Annotated in this window: 23 protein-coding genes; 5 read left to right on the top strand and 18 right to left on the bottom strand. The window is 29.7% G+C overall.

The genetic code is table 11. The annotated features are described in order from the left end of the window. Nucleotides 1–307 precede the first annotated feature (307 nt). Nucleotides 308–589, bottom strand: a complete 282-nt coding sequence (locus tag CHL78_RS16355; RefSeq protein ID WP_116041602.1) for a hypothetical protein — start codon at nt 587–589, stop codon at nt 308–310. A gap of 351 nt (nt 590–940) precedes the next feature. On the opposite strand from CHL78_RS16355, the gene trhA reads away from it, so the two are divergent. Next, nucleotides 941–1,588, top strand: coding sequence for a PAQR family membrane homeostasis protein TrhA (gene trhA / locus CHL78_RS16350; RefSeq protein WP_094367251.1), 648 nt, complete (start codon nt 941–943; stop codon nt 1,586–1,588). Nucleotides 1,589–1,644: 56 nt separating this feature from the next. Here trhA and CHL78_RS16345 read toward each other — a convergent pair whose 3' ends face one another. Continuing rightward, nucleotides 1,645–4,023 (bottom strand): heavy metal translocating P-type ATPase, encoded by a 2,379-nt coding sequence (locus CHL78_RS16345; protein ID WP_094367252.1) that lies wholly within the window; start codon nt 4,021–4,023, stop codon nt 1,645–1,647. A gap of 11 nt (nt 4,024–4,034) precedes the next feature. After that, nucleotides 4,035–4,403 (bottom strand): ArsR/SmtB family transcription factor, encoded by a 369-nt coding sequence (locus CHL78_RS16340; RefSeq protein WP_094367253.1) that lies wholly within the window; start codon nt 4,401–4,403, stop codon nt 4,035–4,037. A gap of 203 nt (nt 4,404–4,606) precedes the next feature. Here CHL78_RS16340 and CHL78_RS16335 point away from each other — a divergent pair, with 203 nt between their 5' ends. Next, nucleotides 4,607–5,125 carry a hypothetical protein gene (locus tag CHL78_RS16335; protein WP_094367254.1) on the top strand — a complete coding sequence of 173 codons (519 nt, stop codon included), beginning with the start codon at nt 4,607–4,609 and terminating at the stop codon, nt 5,123–5,125. A gap of 131 nt (nt 5,126–5,256) precedes the next feature. Here CHL78_RS16335 and CHL78_RS16330 read toward each other — a convergent pair whose 3' ends face one another. Then, complete coding sequence (locus tag CHL78_RS16330; protein ID WP_094367255.1) at nt 5,257–6,339, bottom strand: hypothetical protein; 1,083 nt, start codon at nt 6,337–6,339, stop codon at nt 5,257–5,259. Nucleotides 6,340–6,474: 135 nt separating this feature from the next. Between CHL78_RS16330 and CHL78_RS16325 the strand changes: the two genes are divergently transcribed. Together CHL78_RS16325 and CHL78_RS16320 are read left to right on the top strand one after the other, a co-directional pair. After that, the gene (locus CHL78_RS16325; protein ID WP_094367256.1) at nt 6,475–7,203 is read left to right on the top strand and encodes an HAD family hydrolase; all 729 of its coding nucleotides are present in this window, start codon (nt 6,475–6,477) and stop codon (nt 7,201–7,203) included. Between the two features lie 70 nt (nt 7,204–7,273). After that, nucleotides 7,274–8,053 (top strand): hypothetical protein, encoded by a 780-nt coding sequence (locus tag CHL78_RS16320; RefSeq protein ID WP_094367257.1) that lies wholly within the window; start codon nt 7,274–7,276, stop codon nt 8,051–8,053. Nucleotides 8,054–8,092: 39 nt separating this feature from the next. On the opposite strand, the gene CHL78_RS16315 is transcribed toward CHL78_RS16320, so the two are convergent. From CHL78_RS16315 to CHL78_RS16300, 4 genes are read right to left on the bottom strand one after another with little or no spacing between them, the layout of a single operon-like run. Continuing rightward, nucleotides 8,093–8,584, bottom strand: a complete 492-nt coding sequence (locus CHL78_RS16315) for a hypothetical protein (RefSeq protein ID WP_094367258.1) — start codon at nt 8,582–8,584, stop codon at nt 8,093–8,095. A gap of 9 nt (nt 8,585–8,593) precedes the next feature. Further along, nucleotides 8,594–9,037, bottom strand: coding sequence for a hypothetical protein (locus tag CHL78_RS16310; RefSeq protein WP_094367259.1), 444 nt, complete (start codon nt 9,035–9,037; stop codon nt 8,594–8,596). Further along, complete coding sequence (locus CHL78_RS16305) at nt 9,030–9,866, bottom strand: DUF5685 family protein (protein WP_094367260.1); 837 nt, start codon at nt 9,864–9,866, stop codon at nt 9,030–9,032. The genes CHL78_RS16310 and CHL78_RS16305 overlap by 8 nt, the downstream gene beginning before the upstream one ends. Before the next feature lie 28 nt (nt 9,867–9,894). Beyond that, nucleotides 9,895–10,389 (bottom strand): metallophosphoesterase family protein, encoded by a 495-nt coding sequence (locus CHL78_RS16300; RefSeq protein WP_094367261.1) that lies wholly within the window; start codon nt 10,387–10,389, stop codon nt 9,895–9,897. A gap of 190 nt (nt 10,390–10,579) precedes the next feature. Between CHL78_RS16300 and CHL78_RS16295 the strand changes: the two genes are divergently transcribed. Then, complete coding sequence (locus CHL78_RS16295) at nt 10,580–11,113, top strand: ECF transporter S component (RefSeq protein WP_094367262.1); 534 nt, start codon at nt 10,580–10,582, stop codon at nt 11,111–11,113. A gap of 94 nt (nt 11,114–11,207) precedes the next feature. Here CHL78_RS16295 and CHL78_RS16290 read toward each other — a convergent pair whose 3' ends face one another. From CHL78_RS16290 to CHL78_RS16245, 10 genes are all read right to left on the bottom strand, one after another. Next, nucleotides 11,208–11,846, bottom strand: coding sequence for a nitroreductase family protein (locus CHL78_RS16290; protein WP_094367263.1), 639 nt, complete (start codon nt 11,844–11,846; stop codon nt 11,208–11,210). 90 nt (nt 11,847–11,936) lie between these two features. Then, nucleotides 11,937–13,088 carry an 8-amino-7-oxononanoate synthase gene (bioF, locus tag CHL78_RS16285; RefSeq protein WP_094367264.1) on the bottom strand — a complete coding sequence of 384 codons (1,152 nt, stop codon included), beginning with the start codon at nt 13,086–13,088 and terminating at the stop codon, nt 11,937–11,939. Between the two features lie 33 nt (nt 13,089–13,121). Further along, nucleotides 13,122–13,910 carry a 6-carboxyhexanoate--CoA ligase gene (locus CHL78_RS16280; protein ID WP_094367265.1) on the bottom strand — a complete coding sequence of 263 codons (789 nt, stop codon included), beginning with the start codon at nt 13,908–13,910 and terminating at the stop codon, nt 13,122–13,124. Between the two features lie 7 nt (nt 13,911–13,917). After that, the gene (locus CHL78_RS16275) at nt 13,918–14,421 is read right to left on the bottom strand and encodes a hypothetical protein (protein WP_199534090.1); all 504 of its coding nucleotides are present in this window, start codon (nt 14,419–14,421) and stop codon (nt 13,918–13,920) included. A 22-nt stretch (nt 14,422–14,443) separates the two neighbouring features. After that, complete coding sequence (gene bioA / locus CHL78_RS16270; RefSeq protein ID WP_330408647.1) at nt 14,444–15,805, bottom strand: adenosylmethionine--8-amino-7-oxononanoate transaminase; 1,362 nt, start codon at nt 15,803–15,805, stop codon at nt 14,444–14,446. Between the two features lie 13 nt (nt 15,806–15,818). Next, the gene (gene bioD / locus CHL78_RS16265) at nt 15,819–16,538 is read right to left on the bottom strand and encodes a dethiobiotin synthase (protein WP_094367266.1); all 720 of its coding nucleotides are present in this window, start codon (nt 16,536–16,538) and stop codon (nt 15,819–15,821) included. Between the two features lie 73 nt (nt 16,539–16,611). After that, on the bottom strand, nt 16,612–17,562 hold the full coding sequence (gene bioB / locus CHL78_RS16260; RefSeq protein ID WP_094367267.1) for a biotin synthase BioB: 951 nt from the start codon (nt 17,560–17,562) through the stop codon (nt 16,612–16,614). A 163-nt stretch (nt 17,563–17,725) separates the two neighbouring features. Further along, the gene (locus CHL78_RS16255) at nt 17,726–17,989 is read right to left on the bottom strand and encodes a hypothetical protein (RefSeq protein WP_094367268.1); all 264 of its coding nucleotides are present in this window, start codon (nt 17,987–17,989) and stop codon (nt 17,726–17,728) included. Nucleotides 17,990–18,057: 68 nt separating this feature from the next. After that, nucleotides 18,058–19,131: a DUF362 domain-containing protein gene (locus CHL78_RS16250; protein ID WP_094367269.1), complete on the bottom strand. Its 1,074-nt coding sequence runs from the start codon at nt 19,129–19,131 to the stop codon at nt 18,058–18,060. Between the two features lie 129 nt (nt 19,132–19,260). Beyond that, the coding region (locus CHL78_RS16245) for a sensor histidine kinase (protein ID WP_147295838.1) at nt 19,261–20,136 on the bottom strand (876 nt) is incomplete at its 5' end.

Below are 20,136 nucleotides of genomic sequence, written 5' to 3'. Positions count from 1 at the left end.
TTGTTTGGTTGTTTCAAATTCTATAAATTAACCTACTGTTTAATTTTCAAAGTTCATTTAAGCGACTGTATTAGTTGCTTACTTTTGTTTTTCCAACTCACTCAGTATATCAAAGCTAATTTAGCTTGTCAACACTTTTTCTTTCGTTGTTTTTATTTCGTTTGTCCGTTTCTTAAGGACAAGTAATACTTTACCATCTTATTATAAGTTGGTCAATACTTTTTTTAAAATATTTTTATTTATTTTATTATATTTATTATTATTTTATTTCCTAGTATTGGCATTACTTGTCCTACAGGTTTTTGTATTACATTAATCTTCCTCTATTACTATAATCTTTATGCTCGTTACCGCTGTAATTTAATTCAGCCGTTACTCTCACTGTATGTCTATTTTTATTGTAGTTAATTTTTATATCATTAAAACATGCATCATCTGAATTACTTCTTAAATAGTTTCTAACTAGATCCTCACCTGATTTAGTATCTACATCATCATATGTATTAAAGTAAGCTGACTCAGCTACCTCTAGAGTCAAATCATATTTACCGTCTTGCACCTTATTTCTCATTTCTTTCATATTATCCATTATTATGAACCTCCTAAGCTAATAAATATATTTATTCTTAAGTTTTCCATATTAATATATTTTTATTATAAATATTTATGATTTTATATTTTTTATATTAATTCTACTAATTCCAAATCAAATCATAAGTTATCTATAATAATCTTATATATATTTTTTAATACAATTAGCTGTAAATATTAATTTTAATTTTACCTAAAAATTATACACGTATTTATAATATAGAGTATAATAGTACTATGCAATAAAACCAGGTACTAATATCCTCGAGTTTAATTATATTTTCTATTAAATAATTAGTTCGTATATATATATTTGTAAACTTTACATTTAAAATCAGGAGGTACATACATGAATAAATATTTCAGAGAGCCTATAAATGGATTTACTCATCTAATCGGTGCAGTACTATCATTTATTGCCTTGCTTGCTATGGTAATCAAAACTACTCTAAATGATCCATCACCAGTATCAATAACTGCTGTTATAATTTTTGGTATTAGTTTGATTATCTTATACTCCGCTTCAGCTACATACCATCTAGCTGTAGCTACCGAGGAAACAATCAAATTTTTAAGGAGAGTAGATCATGCTATGATATTCGTTTTAATAGCTGGATCATATGCTCCATATTGTTTAATATCTCTACATGGACCTAAAGGTTGGATTCTTTTCGGTGTAATAGTTGCGATAGCAATAGCAGGGGTATCCTTTAAACTAATTTGGTTTAAATGCCCTAGATGGATTTCTACTGTTATTTATGTAGCAATGGGATGGATGGCTATGTTCCTAATAGTACCATTATATAATGCATTATCTGCAAATGGTCTTGCTTTATTAGTTGGCGGTGGTGTTCTTTACACTATCGGAGCATTAATATATGCAACTAAGCCAGCATTCTTAAAATTTAATAGTTTTGAACACCATGAGATTTTCCATATATTTATTATGCTAGGCAGTTTAGCTCATTTCTTATGTGTTTATTACTATGTTATCTAGATACAAACAAAGTGCTATGGCAAATTGTAAATTCAATTTACCATAGCACTTTTTAATTATCTCATAGCTCTCATAGCATTTAATACCGCTATAAGTGCAACTCCTACATCGGCAAATATAGCCTCCCACATAGTAGCAACTCCACCTGCTCCTAATATTAAAACTATTATTTTTACCGCTAATGCGAATATAATATTTTGCCATACTATCTTATTTGTCTTACTTGCTATTTCTATAGCTTTAGATATTTTGCTTGGTTCATCTGTCATTAAAACTACATCTGCAGCTTCTATTGCAGCATCTGATCCTAGACCACCCATTGCTATACCTACATCTGCACGTGCTAATACCGGTGCATCGTTTATTCCATCTCCGACAAATATTACTTTTTCTTTTTCAGTTCTACCTTTGTATATCTCTTCTAATTTATCTACTTTTTCATTTGGAAGTAAATTAGCATATACTTTATCTATTCCTAATTCATTAGCTACACTTGACGCAACCTTATCATTGTCTCCAGTTAACATTACTACTTGTTTTATACCGATTGACTTTAACTTACTTATAGCATTTGCACTATCTTCCTTAACTTGGTCTGATATTACAATATATCCTCTGTATATTTTATTTACAGCAATATATACAACCGTACCAACTTCTTTAGCCGGAGAGTAGAATATATTTTCACTTCTCATTAACTTCTCATTCCCAGCTAAAATAAGGTCGTTATTATATTTTATCTTTATTCCATGAGCAGCTACTTCCTCATAACTCTCTATCTTATTTAAATCTAATTCTTTATTATAATAGCTTAATATAGATTTTGCTATAGGATGATTAGAATTAGCTTCAGCAAACGCAGCATACTCTAATAATTCTTCTTCCGATATTCCAATCGCGTTTATTTTTGTTACATCAAATACACCTTTAGTAAGTGTTCCTGTCTTATCAAATACTACTGTATCAACATTTCTAAGAGCCTCTAGGTAGTTACTTCCCTTTATAAGTATTCCATTTTTAGATGCAAATCCTATTCCACTGAAGAAACTAAGAGGTATAGATAGGACTAATGCACAAGGACAAGAAACTACTAAAAATACTAAACCTCTATATAACCATTCACTAAAAGTAGCACCTGGAATAAGTATAGGAGGTATAAACGCTACCGCCATAGCTGATATAACTACGATTGGTGTATAGTATTTTGAGAACTTTGTTATGAAGTTTTCAGTTTTAGACTTTTTGCTACTTGCATTTTCAACAAGATCTAAAATCTTAGAAACTGTAGATTCTCCAAATTCCTTAGTTACTTTAACTGTAAGTAGAGCATTTTTATTTATGAATCCAGATAAGATATCCTCACCTTTAGATATTTCCCTTAATACTGACTCCCCTGTAAGTGCAGATGTGTCTAACATTGAAGTACCTTCTATAACTACACCATCTAGCGGAACCTTCTCACCCGGCTTTACAACTATTACGTCTCCAATACCTATTTCTTCTGGAGCAACGACTTTAATTTGAGAACCAACTTTTAAGTTAGCTGAATCTGGTCTTATCTCCATTAAAGCAGTTATTGACTTTCTAGACTTACCTACTGCCATTCCTTGTAAAAATTCACCTATTTGGTAGAAAAGCATAACACCTACTGCTTCCGGCAATTCACCTATTACTAGTGCTCCAACAGTAGCTATAGACATTAAGAAGTTTTCATCAAACATTTGTCCTCTTATAGCATTTTTTACTGCCTTTAGTAAAACGTCTCCTCCTACTACTATATAAGCTACTATAAATAGTAAGTCTGCCAATCTACTTTCAAATCCTGTTGCTATTTGATATATCCCAAATATATAAACTATACTTCCTATTATCAATTTAATTAAATCTTTTTTATTAACATCACTTTCTCGCTTGACCTGATTTGATTGCTGAGACTTGACCTCTTTACTTACAACTTGAATATCTAATCCTGGTTCTGTAGCATTTATTATATCAACTACCTTTGATATTACCTCTTCATTATCAGCTATACCTTTTATTTCTAGACTAAGCTTCTTATTTATAAAATTAAGATTAGAAGATTCTATTCCATCCAACTTAGATACTTTTTCACCTATTACCTCTGCACAATGTGCACAATTTAATCCCCCTAATATTAACTCTCTTTTCTTAGTGTTAGATTTAACTGTATTACATATCACCTGTATGTCTAATCCTGGTTCTGTAGCATCTATTATATCAACTACCTTTGATATAACTTCTTCTTCATTTGAATCACTAATTATATTAATAGTAAGTTTCTTGTTAATAAAGTTTAAATTACAAGATTCAACTTCCTCTAACTTAGATACTTTTTCATTAATTACCTCTGCACAATGAGCACAGTTTAGACCACCTAGCATAATCTCTTTTTTAATTAAACTCCCCGCTTGCATATCTGTACCTCCTATCTCTTATATGTCTCTTCAATATGATGTAGTCCACAGTCAAATATTTGACTAATATGACTATCATCCAAAGAATAAAATACTGTTTTACCTTCTTTTCTGAATTTTACAAGTCTAGCTTGCTTTAAAACCCTAAGCTGATGAGATATAGCAGAGTGCGTCATACCTAATAAGTCAGCAATATCACATACACACATTTCACTTGAAAATAATGCATATAGTATCTTTACTCTAGTTGTATCTCCAAAGACCTTAAATAATTCTGCTAGGTCATATAACATTTCCTCTTGAGGCATCGTATTTTTAGCTTCACTTATCAATTCTGGGTGAAGTTCATTGCAATCACATGAATTTATCTCTTCTCTCATTAATCATTCCTCCAAAGTTCATTTCAATATATGAATAATTGTTCATATATACATTCTATTCTAATTCTACTTTTTTTGCAACCACATATTTTAAATTTAAAATAAATCATAAAATGCACATAATAGTACATCCACTAATATATATATTAGTAGAGCAAAATTTAATAGATATATATAGTATTTTCAAGGAGGTATGATTTTATATGAATTTTGATATGTTCTCTGATAAACGAATGGATGACACAGATTCTGATTATATATACCCTAAGCCTTATATAGATCCTTCAATGTATATGAATCCTTATTATATGAGTGGTATGACACCTTATGGTCAACAAAGAGATCAAAATATGAGTATGGAAGAGTATGTAACTTATATGAACCCATTTATGAACAACCCAATGTTGAGCCCTGAAAACATAGATGACTATGAAGGCTATGTAGAGTATCCGGATATAGAAGAGTCTGAAGAAGTTTTTAATTCAATTCCTAATAGTATGCCTAATCAAAATATGTACGGTATGATGCCTAATGGATTTATGCCAGGTATGATGCCAGGTATGCCTAATATGATGATGCCGGGTGCACCAGGGGTAATGCCTAATAATATGCCTATGATGATGTTCCCTGGTATGATGATGCCAGGCATGATGCCTAATATGTATATGATGCCAGGTATGCCACCAATAAATATGGAGGAATTTGACGAAGAAGAAATGTAAACTTTTTTATAATATGTGTTATAAAAAAGTTAATTTTGGTTCACAATACTTAATGTATTCCTCATAATATTCCCCCAATATTATAAATACAATAGATAAAGCCATGATACCGATTATCATGGCTTTATTTTTTATTCTAAAAAATCATCAAAATCATTAGATCCTGATTCCACAAAATCATAAAGGACATTCTCATCAAAATAAAGTTCATCCTCAATTTGTAGATAGTCTTTATAATTATATTGTAAAATTTTATTTATATACTTTCTATCTCTATCGCTATAGGTACCAACAAAGAATTTTTCTCCAATCTGATAATAGATAGCTTTTATATCATTATTTATTACATATATATCTTGTTTTACATGGTTATTATTAAAATTGAACCTAGTAAAGAAAACAGCGTCTTCCATATCACTTTTTAACATAAAGGGATTATCTATATAGAATCGCTCAACAAACTCCTCCCTATTACTTAAATTATATATACTGACAAATTCATCTTTAGATATTTCATCAAAAACTTCAAAGTCAAGTATAGGTTCTCTATCTGCAACCAACATAGAACTTACCTTAAACTTTCCATCTGTATTATCGATATTAAAAGCTATCTTGCATTCATAATATCCATCATTATCCTCATATAAAGCCTCACTAATATATCTTCCATTACCTCTATTAGTTACTTTGTTTTTTAATAGAGTACCATTGATATTAGTAATATGCATATTTGATATTTCTTCACTATCAGAATAATACTTCAAGGCTTCTCTGTCCCATGCAATAAATCTCATCGTAATATAATTTATAAATTCCACATCTGTAGTTATTTCTTTACATATTTTAGGATAAATATCCTCTATAGATAATTCAGATTTATTATTTTTAATTATATCTACATATTCATCTACATTTCCAGGAAGGTCTTTATTATAATAAGAATTTTTATTTCCAAAGTAGCTAACTAAAAATAAAGCTTCTTCTTTTGTTATTCTTATTCTATCCGCACCTAGACCTCCCATAAGCCTTTCTTCTTCTCTATAACACTCTTCCTTCGTTGGATTTTTTAGCCCTACATAATCTGATATTCCAAGCCCTTCTGCATCAAGTAAGAAATATTGATACATACTGTCTTTATCATCTGTATATACGATTACAAGTCCCATACTTCCCATAAGCCTAGAGTTTGTCACCTTTGCAAATTTAAATTCCACAAAATCACATCCTTAAGTTTCTATCTCTCTATTAGTTTACAACATTTTAAAGAATTTTAAATTATTTTTTATAAATTTACAACTAACATGAATTTTATAATATAATATAGTAAATGCTTAAACGAGGTGATTTTTATGGCAAATGTAGCAGCCTTTTTTGATATTGACGGTACTCTTTATAGAGATTCGCTTATGGTTGAACATTTTAAGAAGTTAATTAAATACGATATAGTCGACCAAAAAGCTTGGTTTGAACATGCAAGAGATACCTTCATGAACTGGGATAAAAGACAAGGTAACTATGATGATTACTTAGATGACGTTTGTGAATTATATGTAAAATCTTTACTAGGTTTAGATAAAACTTGCATTGATTTTACAAGCGACCAAGTAATCAAACTAAAGTCAGATAGAGTTTATAAATATACTCGTTCAAGAATAAAATGGCATTTAGATAACAAGCATATAGTTATATTTATTTCAGGAAGCCCTAACTTTTTAGTTGAAAAAATGGCTATGAAATATGAAGTAACAGACTTTTTAGGAAGTGATTACGTATTTGAAAATGGTGTTTTCAATGGAACAGTAATTCCTATGTGGGACTCAAAAAGTAAAAATACAGCTATAGATTCTTTTGTTAAAAAATATGATATAGACTTAACTAAGTCTTTTGCTTACGGCGATACTAACGGGGACATAAATATGTTAAGAAGAGTCGGAAATCCTATAGCAATAAATCCTACGAAAGAACTTTTAGCTCATATTTCTAATGATGAAAACCTAGTAAATAATACTCAAATAATTGTTGAAAGAAAGGATATAGTATATTCTTTATCACCAAACGTAAATATATTTGATGTATAAACTATAAATAGTTAAAGTAAAGGCACACTATATAATGATGTGCTTTTACTTATGTATATGGAGGTACAAGATGAAATCTGAGGATAATAACTTCACTAACGCTAATCTAGATGATGCTATTGAAGCATTGAGCAAAAACTTATATTTAGAATCTCCAGATCTTTGGATAGAGTTTCAAGATAAAATGGGAGATAAAGTTTTTGATGAAATGGTACTTTTCTTTGCGGCTAAGTACAATTCATTTTCAATAATTGCTCATGCAGTTGAAAATAACCTTATAAATTTAGATTCTCCATCTAGGAATAAATCTTATTCTACAGTTAGAGATCACATAATTTCAGTAGCTAAAAAAAATAAACATACTAGGGTTTGTGAATACCTTACTGACCCTAATAGCCTTATATCTGATTCATCAGATAATACTTCTGCCGAAAATACTATAGAAGAAGAAGTAAATCAAACGGATGTTTTTATACCTAAATTCACATGTCCTACGTGTAATACCAATGTTTTTGAATCAGGGTACATAGTTTCTACAAATAGTATTTACAAGTTTTCAAAAAACGAAAAAACATCTAAGAAAATTTCACAAGAAACGCTAGATCCTGTGGTATGTTGTAATTGTAATTCAACTATTAAGGGTATTACACCAGAAAAATTAGAAAATTTATGTCATGTACATAGTTGCAGTAAATGTGGATTAGATTTAAAAACAATCGGAATAATAGATAAATTGAAAATGGAATATGATAAAGGAAGCGACAAGTTCATTAAAAAATCAGCATCTTACCATTGTTCAAACTGCGATAATAAAATAAGTGACTATCAAAAAGAATACTTTAATCTATAAAAAATGCAGTCTCAGTATAAATCTTGAGACTGCATTTTATTATAAGTTTTTTATAATCTTTTTTATTTTTGTATTGTAATAGTCTATAAATGATGTGTACATATAATCATAAACTATAAAAATAACTTGGAACGTAAGTATAGAAATTAAATTTATAGGTATATATACAAATGCATTTAATAATATTGATAAAATTATCATTACTATATTCGCAAACAATAATTTTAATATCATCTCAATAAATATTGGTCTATCTCTTTCTATGGCATATTTTATAATTCCATATACTCCAAATGTACATGCATATAAAAGCCACTGTGCCTTACTAGTCATTACTAAATACCCTAAAATTACAGACCCTATATAAAATCCTATCCCTGTTGATGGTCCAAATTCCATAATAACAATAGATATAGGAAGTGATGCTAATCCCATAAAGAATAATGTATTTATAGGTATAATATTTGTAAGAAGCAATAGTATTATGTTTATAGCTAGTAAAATCCCTCCATAAGCAACTCTTCTACTCATATTTTCCTCCTAGAAACAACTTACTAAATCGCCTCCAAAACATTCACAGCAAGAATCTAAACACCATAGTTTTGTACAATCTTCACAACAGTCATCACCACAACAGCAACAGCAGTCATCACAACAGCAGCAGCAACATCCGTCTAAGTCACTTCGTCTTCTTCTATTATATCTATACGATCTATCTCTGTAGTCATCCCTATGTCTACTAAAACTACTTAACGCTTCTTTAAACTCACTATTATCAGGCTCCATTGACTCTGCCTTTTTAATAAAGTCTTCTCCTTCTTCGTAGTAACCTATATTCATAGCCGATATACCAGTCATATAGTACCATTTAGCACATCTATCACTTATTGTTTTTAAGAGATCATATGCACCTTGAAATTCTTTAATTTCCATTAAATTTCTTGCTTTGATAAAAGAATCATTGTTGTAAGTATTACTATACATTTGTCTCACACCCTTTTTCTAATATATTTTTATATCTTAGATATACACCCGAATAAACTATGTTTTCTATTATACCTGTATTTACCTTTAGGTCTAGATTATCAACCCCTCTAGCTAATAATCCTAGTGACATACTTATTAACCTATCTACTCTTTCTTTTAGTTCTTCTTTTTTATCTATATAATCTTTAAACGGATTATATCTATTCTTTTCATAATCTTTTTCTAGATCTTCATAAGCATCTAATAAATATATATATTTTCCTATATTAAATCCTATCATTCTCAAATCTTTTTCATACTTATCTTGCTTATATGCAAAGATTTCACCCATAAGATTTCCAAAAGTATTAGATACCTGATCTATATTTGTATTATTTTCTTTTTCCAATTCATTAAGCTTTTGTAACTGGCTTTTTATATATTCGGCTTTTTGTGGGTATTTTTCATATGCTAATTTTAATTTACCCTTGTATATATTATATGCTAATTTGTCTTTTATACCTCTATCATCCATTAAATTATCTTCTAATTTATAATATGTTAAAAGTACATTCATGCCCGCTGCATATTCAGTTATCTCATTTACTATTTTCTTCTTCTTTTTAAATGGATTTACTATGCATCCTTCTTCTGTTATTTCTGCTTTTGGTCTATATACTGAAGTTAGTATTAAAACTAGAAATGTAATATCATAGTTTAAAGATAACCTTGATATTTCTCCGTGATTATCTTTCAAGCATTTGCATAGCCCACAATAGTATCCTCTATAGTGCTCATACTCTCTAAATGTCAAATCCATTTTGTTTACTTTTACGTAACCAAACATATTTTTTCCTCACTTAATTCATTTTATTTTACTTCAATTCGATTGTCTGGACTTTAATGTCTTTAAATTCAATCATATCTTCTCTTCTAATATTTTCTTTGATTTCATCTATGTATAACTTACACATAGTAATAGGCAATTTAAATCTTCTAGGTCCAACTGATCCAGGATTTATATATATTATACCATTCTTTACATATATTTTGCTCTTATGCGAATGTCCATATACAACTATATCTATATTTTCTTTCTCTAGATCTATTTTGATTTTACTTATATCATGGATTATATATATTCTTTTCCCTTGAACATTTATTATCTTATCTTCTTTTATTGAGTTTTCTTCTATGCTTTTATCAATATTTCCTCTTATAATCTCTAACTTCCCGATACCTTTTAATTGTTCAATTACATCTGATGTTCCTATGTCTCCTGCATGAATTATCAAGCTACAATCATGTAACTGTGATTTAACTTCTTCCCTTAATAACCCGTGGGTATCTGATATAACCCCTATAATCATATTTTATCTCCTTGTATAATAAATTTAATACTGTATTGTATCCATACAATCTCTTTTTAAGCTTTATATATTACATTTTTTAAAAATATTATGATACAATTCACTTACGATAAGTTTATAGATCTTGCAATTATTATAATCATAACTAAACTACTAAACTTTATGATTTAATTCAAGGGGGTATGTAGATATGAATAAGGATGGAAGGTATGTTGTTTATGTTGGTATGTTTGCTGCACTTTGTACTGTAGCAACCTATATTAAGGTGCCATTTGGAACAGGTGCAATGGTGCATTTAGGAACTGCTATGATTTTTACATTGGCAATATTATTTGGTGGAAAGTATTCAGGACCTTCTGCTGCAATAGGATCTGCTTTTTTTGATGTGCTTATGGGATTTTCCCCATATACATTATGGTCGTTCTTTATAAAAGGTATTGCAGGATATATAGCTGGTAGTGTATGTCATGCAAGAGGAAGAAATGGAGAAAGTTTTATACAAAACCTACTAGCTCTGCTACTAGCATCTGTGTGGACTTTGGTAGGATATATATTTGCTTGGACAGCTGTTATTGGAAGTTACCAGGCTGCCTTAGGAAACATTCCAAGTTCTTTAATGAGTTCGACTATGGGAATGATAGTAGCTCTTCCTTTATCTATAGTACTTAGGAAAGCTCTTAGTAAAGCAGGATATTTGAAATTAGATAATTCATTAAATAAATAACCTAATAATGAAAGACCTCTTATTCGCAAGGTTATTTTGGTAATCTTACGTATTATAGAGGTCTTTTATATTTGGTAATATTTATATTAATAGATTAGTCAATAAATGTAACAACATTTTCTAACGGTTTTCTTGGTGGCTGAGGAGGTGTATTTTCTTCTGGCACACCAAGCGCAATCATTGACATTAACTCATATCCTTTTTTATCTATCCCTATTAGTTTTTCTATTTCTAATTTAGCATGAGTAGGTCCTGTCATATAACAAGTTCCATATCCCATTGCCGATGCTCCTAATAAGAAGTTTTCTACCGCTGCTCCTATTCCTTGAGCGCCAGATTGAGGAGAAACTAGCATATCAAGAACCTCTTGACTTGCATTATTTTCTTTTAGTATTTTATACTCTATCATTTTATAATCACATGCATATACCAATACAACCACTGGTGCATTTTTGAATGCTGTGTAGTATTTTAGCACACTCATATGAATTTTTTGATCTTTTTCTGATTTTGCAATAGATCCTATATTTTCATGGCTCTTTGCTACTATTTCCGCCATTTCATTTATAATTTCTTTGTTTTGAAGTACAACAAAGTGCCAATTTTGTTGATGTTTTGGAGATGGTGCATGAGTAGCTGCATTTAGTAGCTCAACAATATCTTCCCTTGGTATTTGAGTATCTTTAAATTTTCTAATACTTTTTCTCTTATAAATAAAATCTAAATTTGACATAATATATCTCCTTGTACGATATTTTTACTATAATTCATTTTATCATACCATAAATAAAGGAAAACATATATACTGCATGATTTACGTTTACTATAATCCAAACTCACTTTTTATTTTACTTATTTTATCTAATGCGAAATCTATATCTTCATAATCATGAGTTGCCATAAGAGTCATTCTTAGTATAGCCTCTCCTCTTTTTACTGTGGGATATCTTATTGCCGGTATAAAAATACCTTCTTCCAATAATCTTTCACTAAATTTTAAAGCTATTTCTTCTTGTCCTATAGGTATAGGTATAATCGGAGACTCACAAGTTACATTAAATCCAATTTTCTTTAGTCCTAATCGTAAATAGGATATATTATCTTCTAATTTTTCTACTATATTTGTATTGTTTTCAATTATATCAAGGCTAGCAATAGATCCATTAATAACTGCTGGAGAAAGTGCTGTGGAAAATATAAAACTTCTCGCTTTATTCTTCAAGTACTCTATAACTTCATAACTTGCACATACAAATCCACCTTCACTACCTATGGATTTACTTAATGTTCCTATTAAAATATCTGGCTTACAATTAAAATATTCACTACTACCTCTTCCAGTTTTTCCTATAACTCCTGTAGCATGTGCATCATCTACTAATGTAATTAATTTTTTATCTATTCCTATTTCAACAATCTTACCTACATTAGCAATATCCCCATCCATACTAAACACGCTGTCAGTTACTATCATACCTTTTTTGGGGTCTATTTTATTAATCTTGTCTAATAGGTCTTTCATATCGTTATGCTTATATATAATTATCTTTCCTTTTGATAGCCTACATCCATCAATTATACTTGCATGATTTAATTCATCGCTGAATATATAATAATCCTCATCACATATTGATGATATTACACCTAGGTTTGCCATATATCCAGTATTAAATATTAAAGCCGCATCGTACCCTTTAAATATAGCTAATTTTTCTTCGAGTTTTTTATGTAAATCATAACTTCCACTAGTAAGCCTCGATCCACCCGTTCCCAATCCATATTTATTAATCGCATCTATCGCAGATTTCTTTACCTGCTCATGGTTACAAAGTCCTAGGTAATTATTAGAAGACATTAAAAGGACATCTTTACCATCTATATTTGTATATTTATCTTGAGGTTTACTCAAGTACTTAATATTTCTAAATAGATTATTATCTTTTATTATTTGTAATTTTTCTTTTATATCTCTCATGCTTACCCCCATTAACGGTCTAAAAATTAATATCTAAATATTTTGTAGCTCAGTAGGTGTTATGTTTTCATTAAATTTAATATCATTTTTTACTAATACCTTGGTGTTTTCAATATAATCGATTGTTTCTAACAAACTAAAATTTCTATCTATACATGGATCATATAAAAATATTCTTCCTCCTCTTTCATCTCCAAGCTTTTTTAGATGAGTAAATCTAATATATCCATATTTTTTAGATGCTACATATCCGGCTGTATAATTTGGATCATCAGAATAACAAATTTCACCGATAATATTAGGGCTACTTGATACCTTGCTAGCTAATGCTAATGCTTCTATAAAATGTGCATTATATCTAGTATCCTTACTCATATAATCTAGTTTGGAACCTTCAAAATCCATGTAAGTAGCTCTAATACCTCTTTCTTTGTCTGGTTCTATTCTCTCAAAACTATTTATATCTAGAATTATTGCACCTCTCATATTTCTAACACCTTTAATTAACTCAATTATTTTAGATGATTTGCTTTTATTTATACCTAATTTATTTAAAATAACTTCTGCACACTCTATTCCTTCTTTATCATCTTTTACTTTTACCGTTGTAACTGGCAATGGATTTATAAATTGTATTTTATCTTCTTCTATTTTTTCAATTTTTATATTTACAGAATCAGCCTTACCTTTTGCATGATTTATGGCTCTTTTTACTAGTAGACCTACTGATTCTTCTAAGCTTTCTTCATTTACTATATTTTCTGCTCCAGATATATGCTTATTAGTCTTTGATGATCTCATCTTTATGCTATAAAGTCCCATAGTCCACCTATCCAATATTTAAATTTTTATTGTAGTTTTTATAAGGAGTTTTCTTTACTATTTTATCAATAGCTTTATATATAAAGTATGATGATAGTAATGTATAAATCATACCCGGAAGTGCTGCTGCAAGTAATACCTTAATCGGCGTTCCAACTATATAAGACATTGCTACTCTCCCTACTATAGTTCCTATTGGACCGGCCATTGAGACAATAATTAATCCAGTTCCAAGATATCCTATTATGCTTCCTGCAACAATTCTAAACACCATAGCTACTATTACATTTAGTATTGTATGTGTACCCATTAGTAAATTTATAACACTCGCAAGAACACCTGCAGTTATATATCTCTTAAATCCAAATGTAGCACATATTCCAATTGCTATAGGTGCTGACATTTGAAACTCTGTTCCTGGTATTAGCCCAGGTAGTTTAAATGTCCCCGAGATTGCTATTACCACAGCCAATATAGCAACCAAAGTTATATCTCTTGATTTACTGTACATACTTATCTCCCTCATATTTATTTTACTGTCTATTTTCATCAAAATATTGATTTATACTATCTCTTGCAGTTTCTACCATAAAATCAATTTCTTCTTCACATATTACAAATGGAGGCATAAAGTAAACTACATTTCCTAATGCTCTAAGTAATACTCCTTTTTCTAATGCATTTCTGTAAATGTTATACCCAACTCTTCTTTCAGATTCAAATGGTTCTCTAGTCTCTTTGTCTTTTACCAACTCTATAGCACCTATCATTCCAATTTGTCTATATTCACCTACATAAGGTATATCTTTTAGTACACTCTCTACTTTATTTCTTAAGTACTCACTTTTGTCTTTGTTGTTGTTAATAATATCCTCTTCTTTAAATATATTTAGAGTTTCTATTGCCACACTACATCCTAAGGGATTACCTGAATAACTATGGCTATGCAAAAATGCCTTCATCGTATTATAGTCATCGTAAAATGCATCATAGATTTTATCACTCATAAGAACTAAAGATAATGGCATATATCCGGCAGTTAATCCTTTTGATAGACACATTATATCTGAAGAAATATCTGCATGTTCACAAGCAAACATCTTTCCTGTCCTTCCGAATCCAACTGCTATTTCATCTGCAATCATATTTATATCATATTTATCACATAGCTCTCTTAACTTAACTAAGTATTTAGGAGAATATATCTTCATACCTGCCGCACACTGAACCATAGGTTCGATGATTATTGCTGTAACTTCTTCATGTATCTCTCTAATTTTATTTTCCATAGATACAAAACACTCTGCGTTACACGTGTTACGTTCCTTATCAAACTTACACCTAAAACAATCAGGACCTTCAACCTTTACAGTATCCAATAGTATTGGCTTGTACACTTTACTATATAAATCCACATCTCCCATAGATAATGCACCTATAGTCTCACCATGGTAAGCATCTGTTATATTTACGAATCTTGTTTTCTTTGATTTACCTACTTGCTGGTGATATTGAAAACTTAACTTTAAAGCTATCTCTATAGCTGATGATCCATTATCCCCAAAAAATACTTTATTCAATCTATCAGGAGTCAATTCAACTATTCTCTCACATAGTTCTATAGCTGGTTTATGAGTGAAATTAGCAAATATAGTATGTTCTAGTATATTTGATTGATTGAATAAGGCTTTATTTATTCTCTTATTTGAATGCCCAAATAAATTTACCCACCAAGATGATACTGCATCTAAATATTTTTTGCCATTTACATCCTCTAAAAATACACCTTCTCCTTTTTCTATCACTATCGGCGGAAATTTTTCATAATCCTTCATCTGAGAACAAGGATGCCATATGTATTTTAAATCTTTTTCTTGAAGTTCTTTCATACTCATAATTTTATTCTCCTTAATTAAATAGATTTAGTATTCTTTCTAAAGATAGATCTTTATATTCTTTAATAATGTTATCTCTTGTAGGCTTTTCTATATTACTAAATACATCAACTATACTTAATCCTGTTATATTTTCTATAGTTTGCATATTATCATCTTCGTAAAATTTACCATTGTATTTATTTATCATTATGCCTTTACATTTTATATTTTTTGATTTTAAAAACTCTACAGTTAATACAGTATGGTTTATGGTACCCACTCCAGCACGAGCTACAATTAATACATCTAGATCTAAATCTTTTATTAAATCATATACAAAGTAATCATTGTCTACTAAAGGCACTACTATGCCTCCTGCACCTTCTACAACTACATAGTCATACTCATTTATAAGTTTTTTATATTGACTTATTATTTTATCTTTTGATATTTTTATATTTTCTATATTTGCAGCTAAGTGAGGTGATACTTCTTCCTTTAGACAATATACATTCATCATAGTATGATTTTGACTTGTCTGTTTATTTTCGATAGAGCATATATTCTCTATATATCTAATATCTGGCGCTATCAAGTTTGTTCCATGCTCATCTAAAATGCCACCGCTTTGAATAGGTTTAAATGGGACAACCTTGTATCCACTTTCATTTAACTTATAGGCTATCCCCGCTGTAACAAATGTTTTACCTACATCTGTATCTGTTCCAATAATAAATATTCCTTTTCCCATGCTACACCTCTATAATCTTATTTTGGTAAACCAATCTCATTTCGAAGGTTTACCACATTTCAAAAAAAATATTTTATATCTCAAATCCTAATGATTTAATCATCTTTATATCTTCTTCTATCCCATTACCACAAGTAGTAAGTAAATCTCCTGTTATAGTAGCATTAGCGCCACCTTTAAAAGCTAATATTCCATATTTAGTTAAAAGGTTTCTACCTCCTGCTAGTCTTATCTGACTTGTAGGATTTATAAATCTAAATATAGCCAATACCTTTAAGAATTCATCTTCTGTTATAGGCTTTGCATTATTTATGCTTGTCCCCTCTATATAATTAAGTACGTTTAAAGGTATAGATTTTATCCCCAACTCTCTTAATTCAAAAGCCATGTCAATTCTATCCTCTTCAGTTTCTCCTAATCCGAATATTCCGCCACTACATACTTCAATTCCAGATTTTTGAGCAGCCTTTATAGTTTCTATTTTTTCATCATATGTATGAGTTGTACATATTTTTTCAAAATATCTTCTAGATGTCTCTAAATTATTATGATATCTTTCTACTCCAACTTCTTTAAGTTTTTCCATATCTTCTTCATCTAGCAGCCCATGAGATGCACAAGTTTTTATTCCAACACTCTGATTTATAGCTTTGTACGAATCTACTACATTTTTAATCTCATTCTTGCTTAACCTTTTTCCAGAAGTAACTATAGAGTATCTTTTTACACCTTTGTTCTTATGTAAACTAGCATCGCTTATAAGCTCCTCCGTTGTCATTAAGGGATATACATCTATATTAGTTTTATGGTTAGCTGATTGAGCACAAAAACTACAATCTTCACTACATTTACCACTTTTCCCATTTACTATAGAACATAAATCAAATTTGTTTCCTAAAAAATGTTCTCTTATTTCATTTGCACACTTTGCTAGAGTTTCTAGTTCACAATCCAACAACTGCATTGCTTCATCTTTACCTATTAAGTATCCATTTTTTATATTTTCCATTAGCTCATATATCATCACTATTTACCTCTTGTCTAAAATATTTTATCTTTTATATTTTTAATGATAGTATATTTTGTTTTTTAGGTCAACCTTTTAAATTAATTCGGTTTACATTTTAAAAGGACTATTAATTTATTAGAATTTTTTATTCTAACAACCAATAGTCTTTCAATCATTTCTATAATTTAAATTTAGTTATATCACCGTTAGCAGTTTCTATTATCATTACATCTAAATCTTTATACGTTCTAAATAACCATTTTACATCCTTCATAACTTGATTTATTTGGCTAGAGGATAAGTTATTTACATAATATTCCTCTCTCATTTCCTCATATTGTTTATCAGTCAAAAAATTTTTTATAAATCCAAATGCCAGTACATTTGGTATACTACTCTCATTTCCTCTGCCACGTTTATTGCTCTTAAAATACATCCTCATTATACTTCCTCCAAGAATTCATTATATTATTCTTAGTAAAGTATATATAAATTTAGTTGTCCCTATTCCTACAGTTTTACTAACTCATATTCTTTGCTTCCTATTCCCATCTCACAAGCATAGTCTATGATCCTAGTTGCATTAACATCTGGATGTGCGTGTTTAAATACATCATGACCCATCTCCTTACAAACTAAATCATAACAAGCTTGCTCTAAAGCAACAGGATCTTTTGAAGCTAATATTCCTATATCATGAGCTATAGGTCTACCTGACCAAGGCACACAATCACAAAGTGGAGTAACATTCATAACAAAAGTTATATAGCCTACCTTATCTTTTTTGTTGACCACTGAACCATATGCAAACTCTGCCATTTTCTCAATAAAAACATCTTCGTTACTTTCCCATTGAACAGTAACAGCTCTTGTTGGACATACTGTTGGACATTCACCACATCCATAACATACATCATGATCTATAGATGCCTTTTTCTCTTTCATAGATATAGCTTTGGTAGGGCAAGATTGAACACATTTCGTACATCCTATACACTTATTTTCATTAACATTAGGCTTAACATCTGAATGTTGCATCTGCTTACCTGCTGCACTTGCACATCCCATTGCTAGGTTTTTTAGTGCTCCACCAAAACCTGCCATTTCATGCCCCTTAAAATGACTCATTACTATCATTGATGAAGAATTGTATATTTCTCCACCTATTTTTACCTTATCAAAATGTTTTTTATTTATTTCTACATCTACATAATTTCTACTATATAGTCCATCAGCAATTATTATTGGAGCGTTTACCACAGCGTAGGCAAATCCATTTTCTATTGCAGTAGTTAAGTGATCCACGGAATTTGTTCTACTCCCAGTATATAGTGTATTAGTATCTGTTAAAAATGGCTTACCTCCATAATCTTTAATCTTATCCACTACTTGTCTTACTGCAACAGGACTCATATATGTAGTGTTACCCTTTTCCCCAAAGTGTAGCTTTATAGCCACCTGATCATTTTCACTTACTAAATCTTTAAACTCAGCCTTATCAAACAACCTTCTCACATTACTTGGCATATTTCTACTTTGCGAATTTGAATATAAATCACAAAAATACACTTTTGATTTCCCCATTATTACACCCCTTTTCATCATCCAACTCTCTTTAATTTTATCACATAACTAATATTATATTATCCATAATTAACATTTAATTAGGGTACTCAAATTAAAAGAAGCTATCTTGAGATAACTTCTTTTGTATTATATCTTATTAAACTTTAATGTTATTTTAAACAAATCTCCATCTAATTTTATGTCTACATTCCCACCTTGAGTCCTTATTAAGCTCTTGATTATACTTATTCCTAATCCGTGTCCATCTGTATTTCTCGACCCATCACCTTGAACAAATCTATTTCCTATAGTATTTTTATCGACATCTATCTCATATTTAGATATATTTTTGAATTCTATCTCAATATCTCCTTGGTCTGTATCAATATTCATATCAACATAAACCCTAGATTCTTCCAACGAATGTTTTTCTATATTACTAAATATATTCTCAAATACTCTTATTATCTTATCTTTATCTAAGTATAGAGTAACTGGTTCTTTAGGTATATTTACTATTAACTCTAAATCTCGTTTGTTTAATTTTTCTTCAAATCCTCCTATAAAATTTCTAAGCAAATCACAAATATTTATATTTTCTTTGTTTGAAGATATTACAGTATACTCTGCATCAATTATTTCATTTAAATCATTTATTAAACTTTTCAATCTTTCTAACTGATTGGTTAACTTAGTTATTTCTTCTTCTTTCTCTAACTGACTTAGTTTTTCATTTTTTAATATATATGCAGAGTTGATTATACATGTCAGAGGAGTTTTTAGATCATGAGATAAGTTAGTAATTAGGTAAGTTTTGTTTTGAAAAGTTTCTTTTTCTTCTTTAGTTACCTCTTCTACTTTATCTAAAAGATTTTTAAGCTCTAGCAGTATGTGCTTATACCCAGTACCCCAAAGTATTTCTACTGCATATTTGTCTCTTATACTATCCTCTAACCCTTCTCTAGCAAGTTTATATCTATCCTCTTCAGATTCATCATCTTCTTCATTAGCTTCTATATTTAT

The sequence above is a fragment of the Romboutsia weinsteinii genome, from assembly GCF_002250835.2.
In the GTDB taxonomy this organism is placed as follows: Bacteria; Bacillota; Clostridia; order Peptostreptococcales; family Peptostreptococcaceae; genus Romboutsia_A; species Romboutsia_A weinsteinii.
The sequence above is the reverse complement of the archived record's forward strand: the minus strand, read 5'-3'. Positions and strand labels throughout refer to the sequence as shown.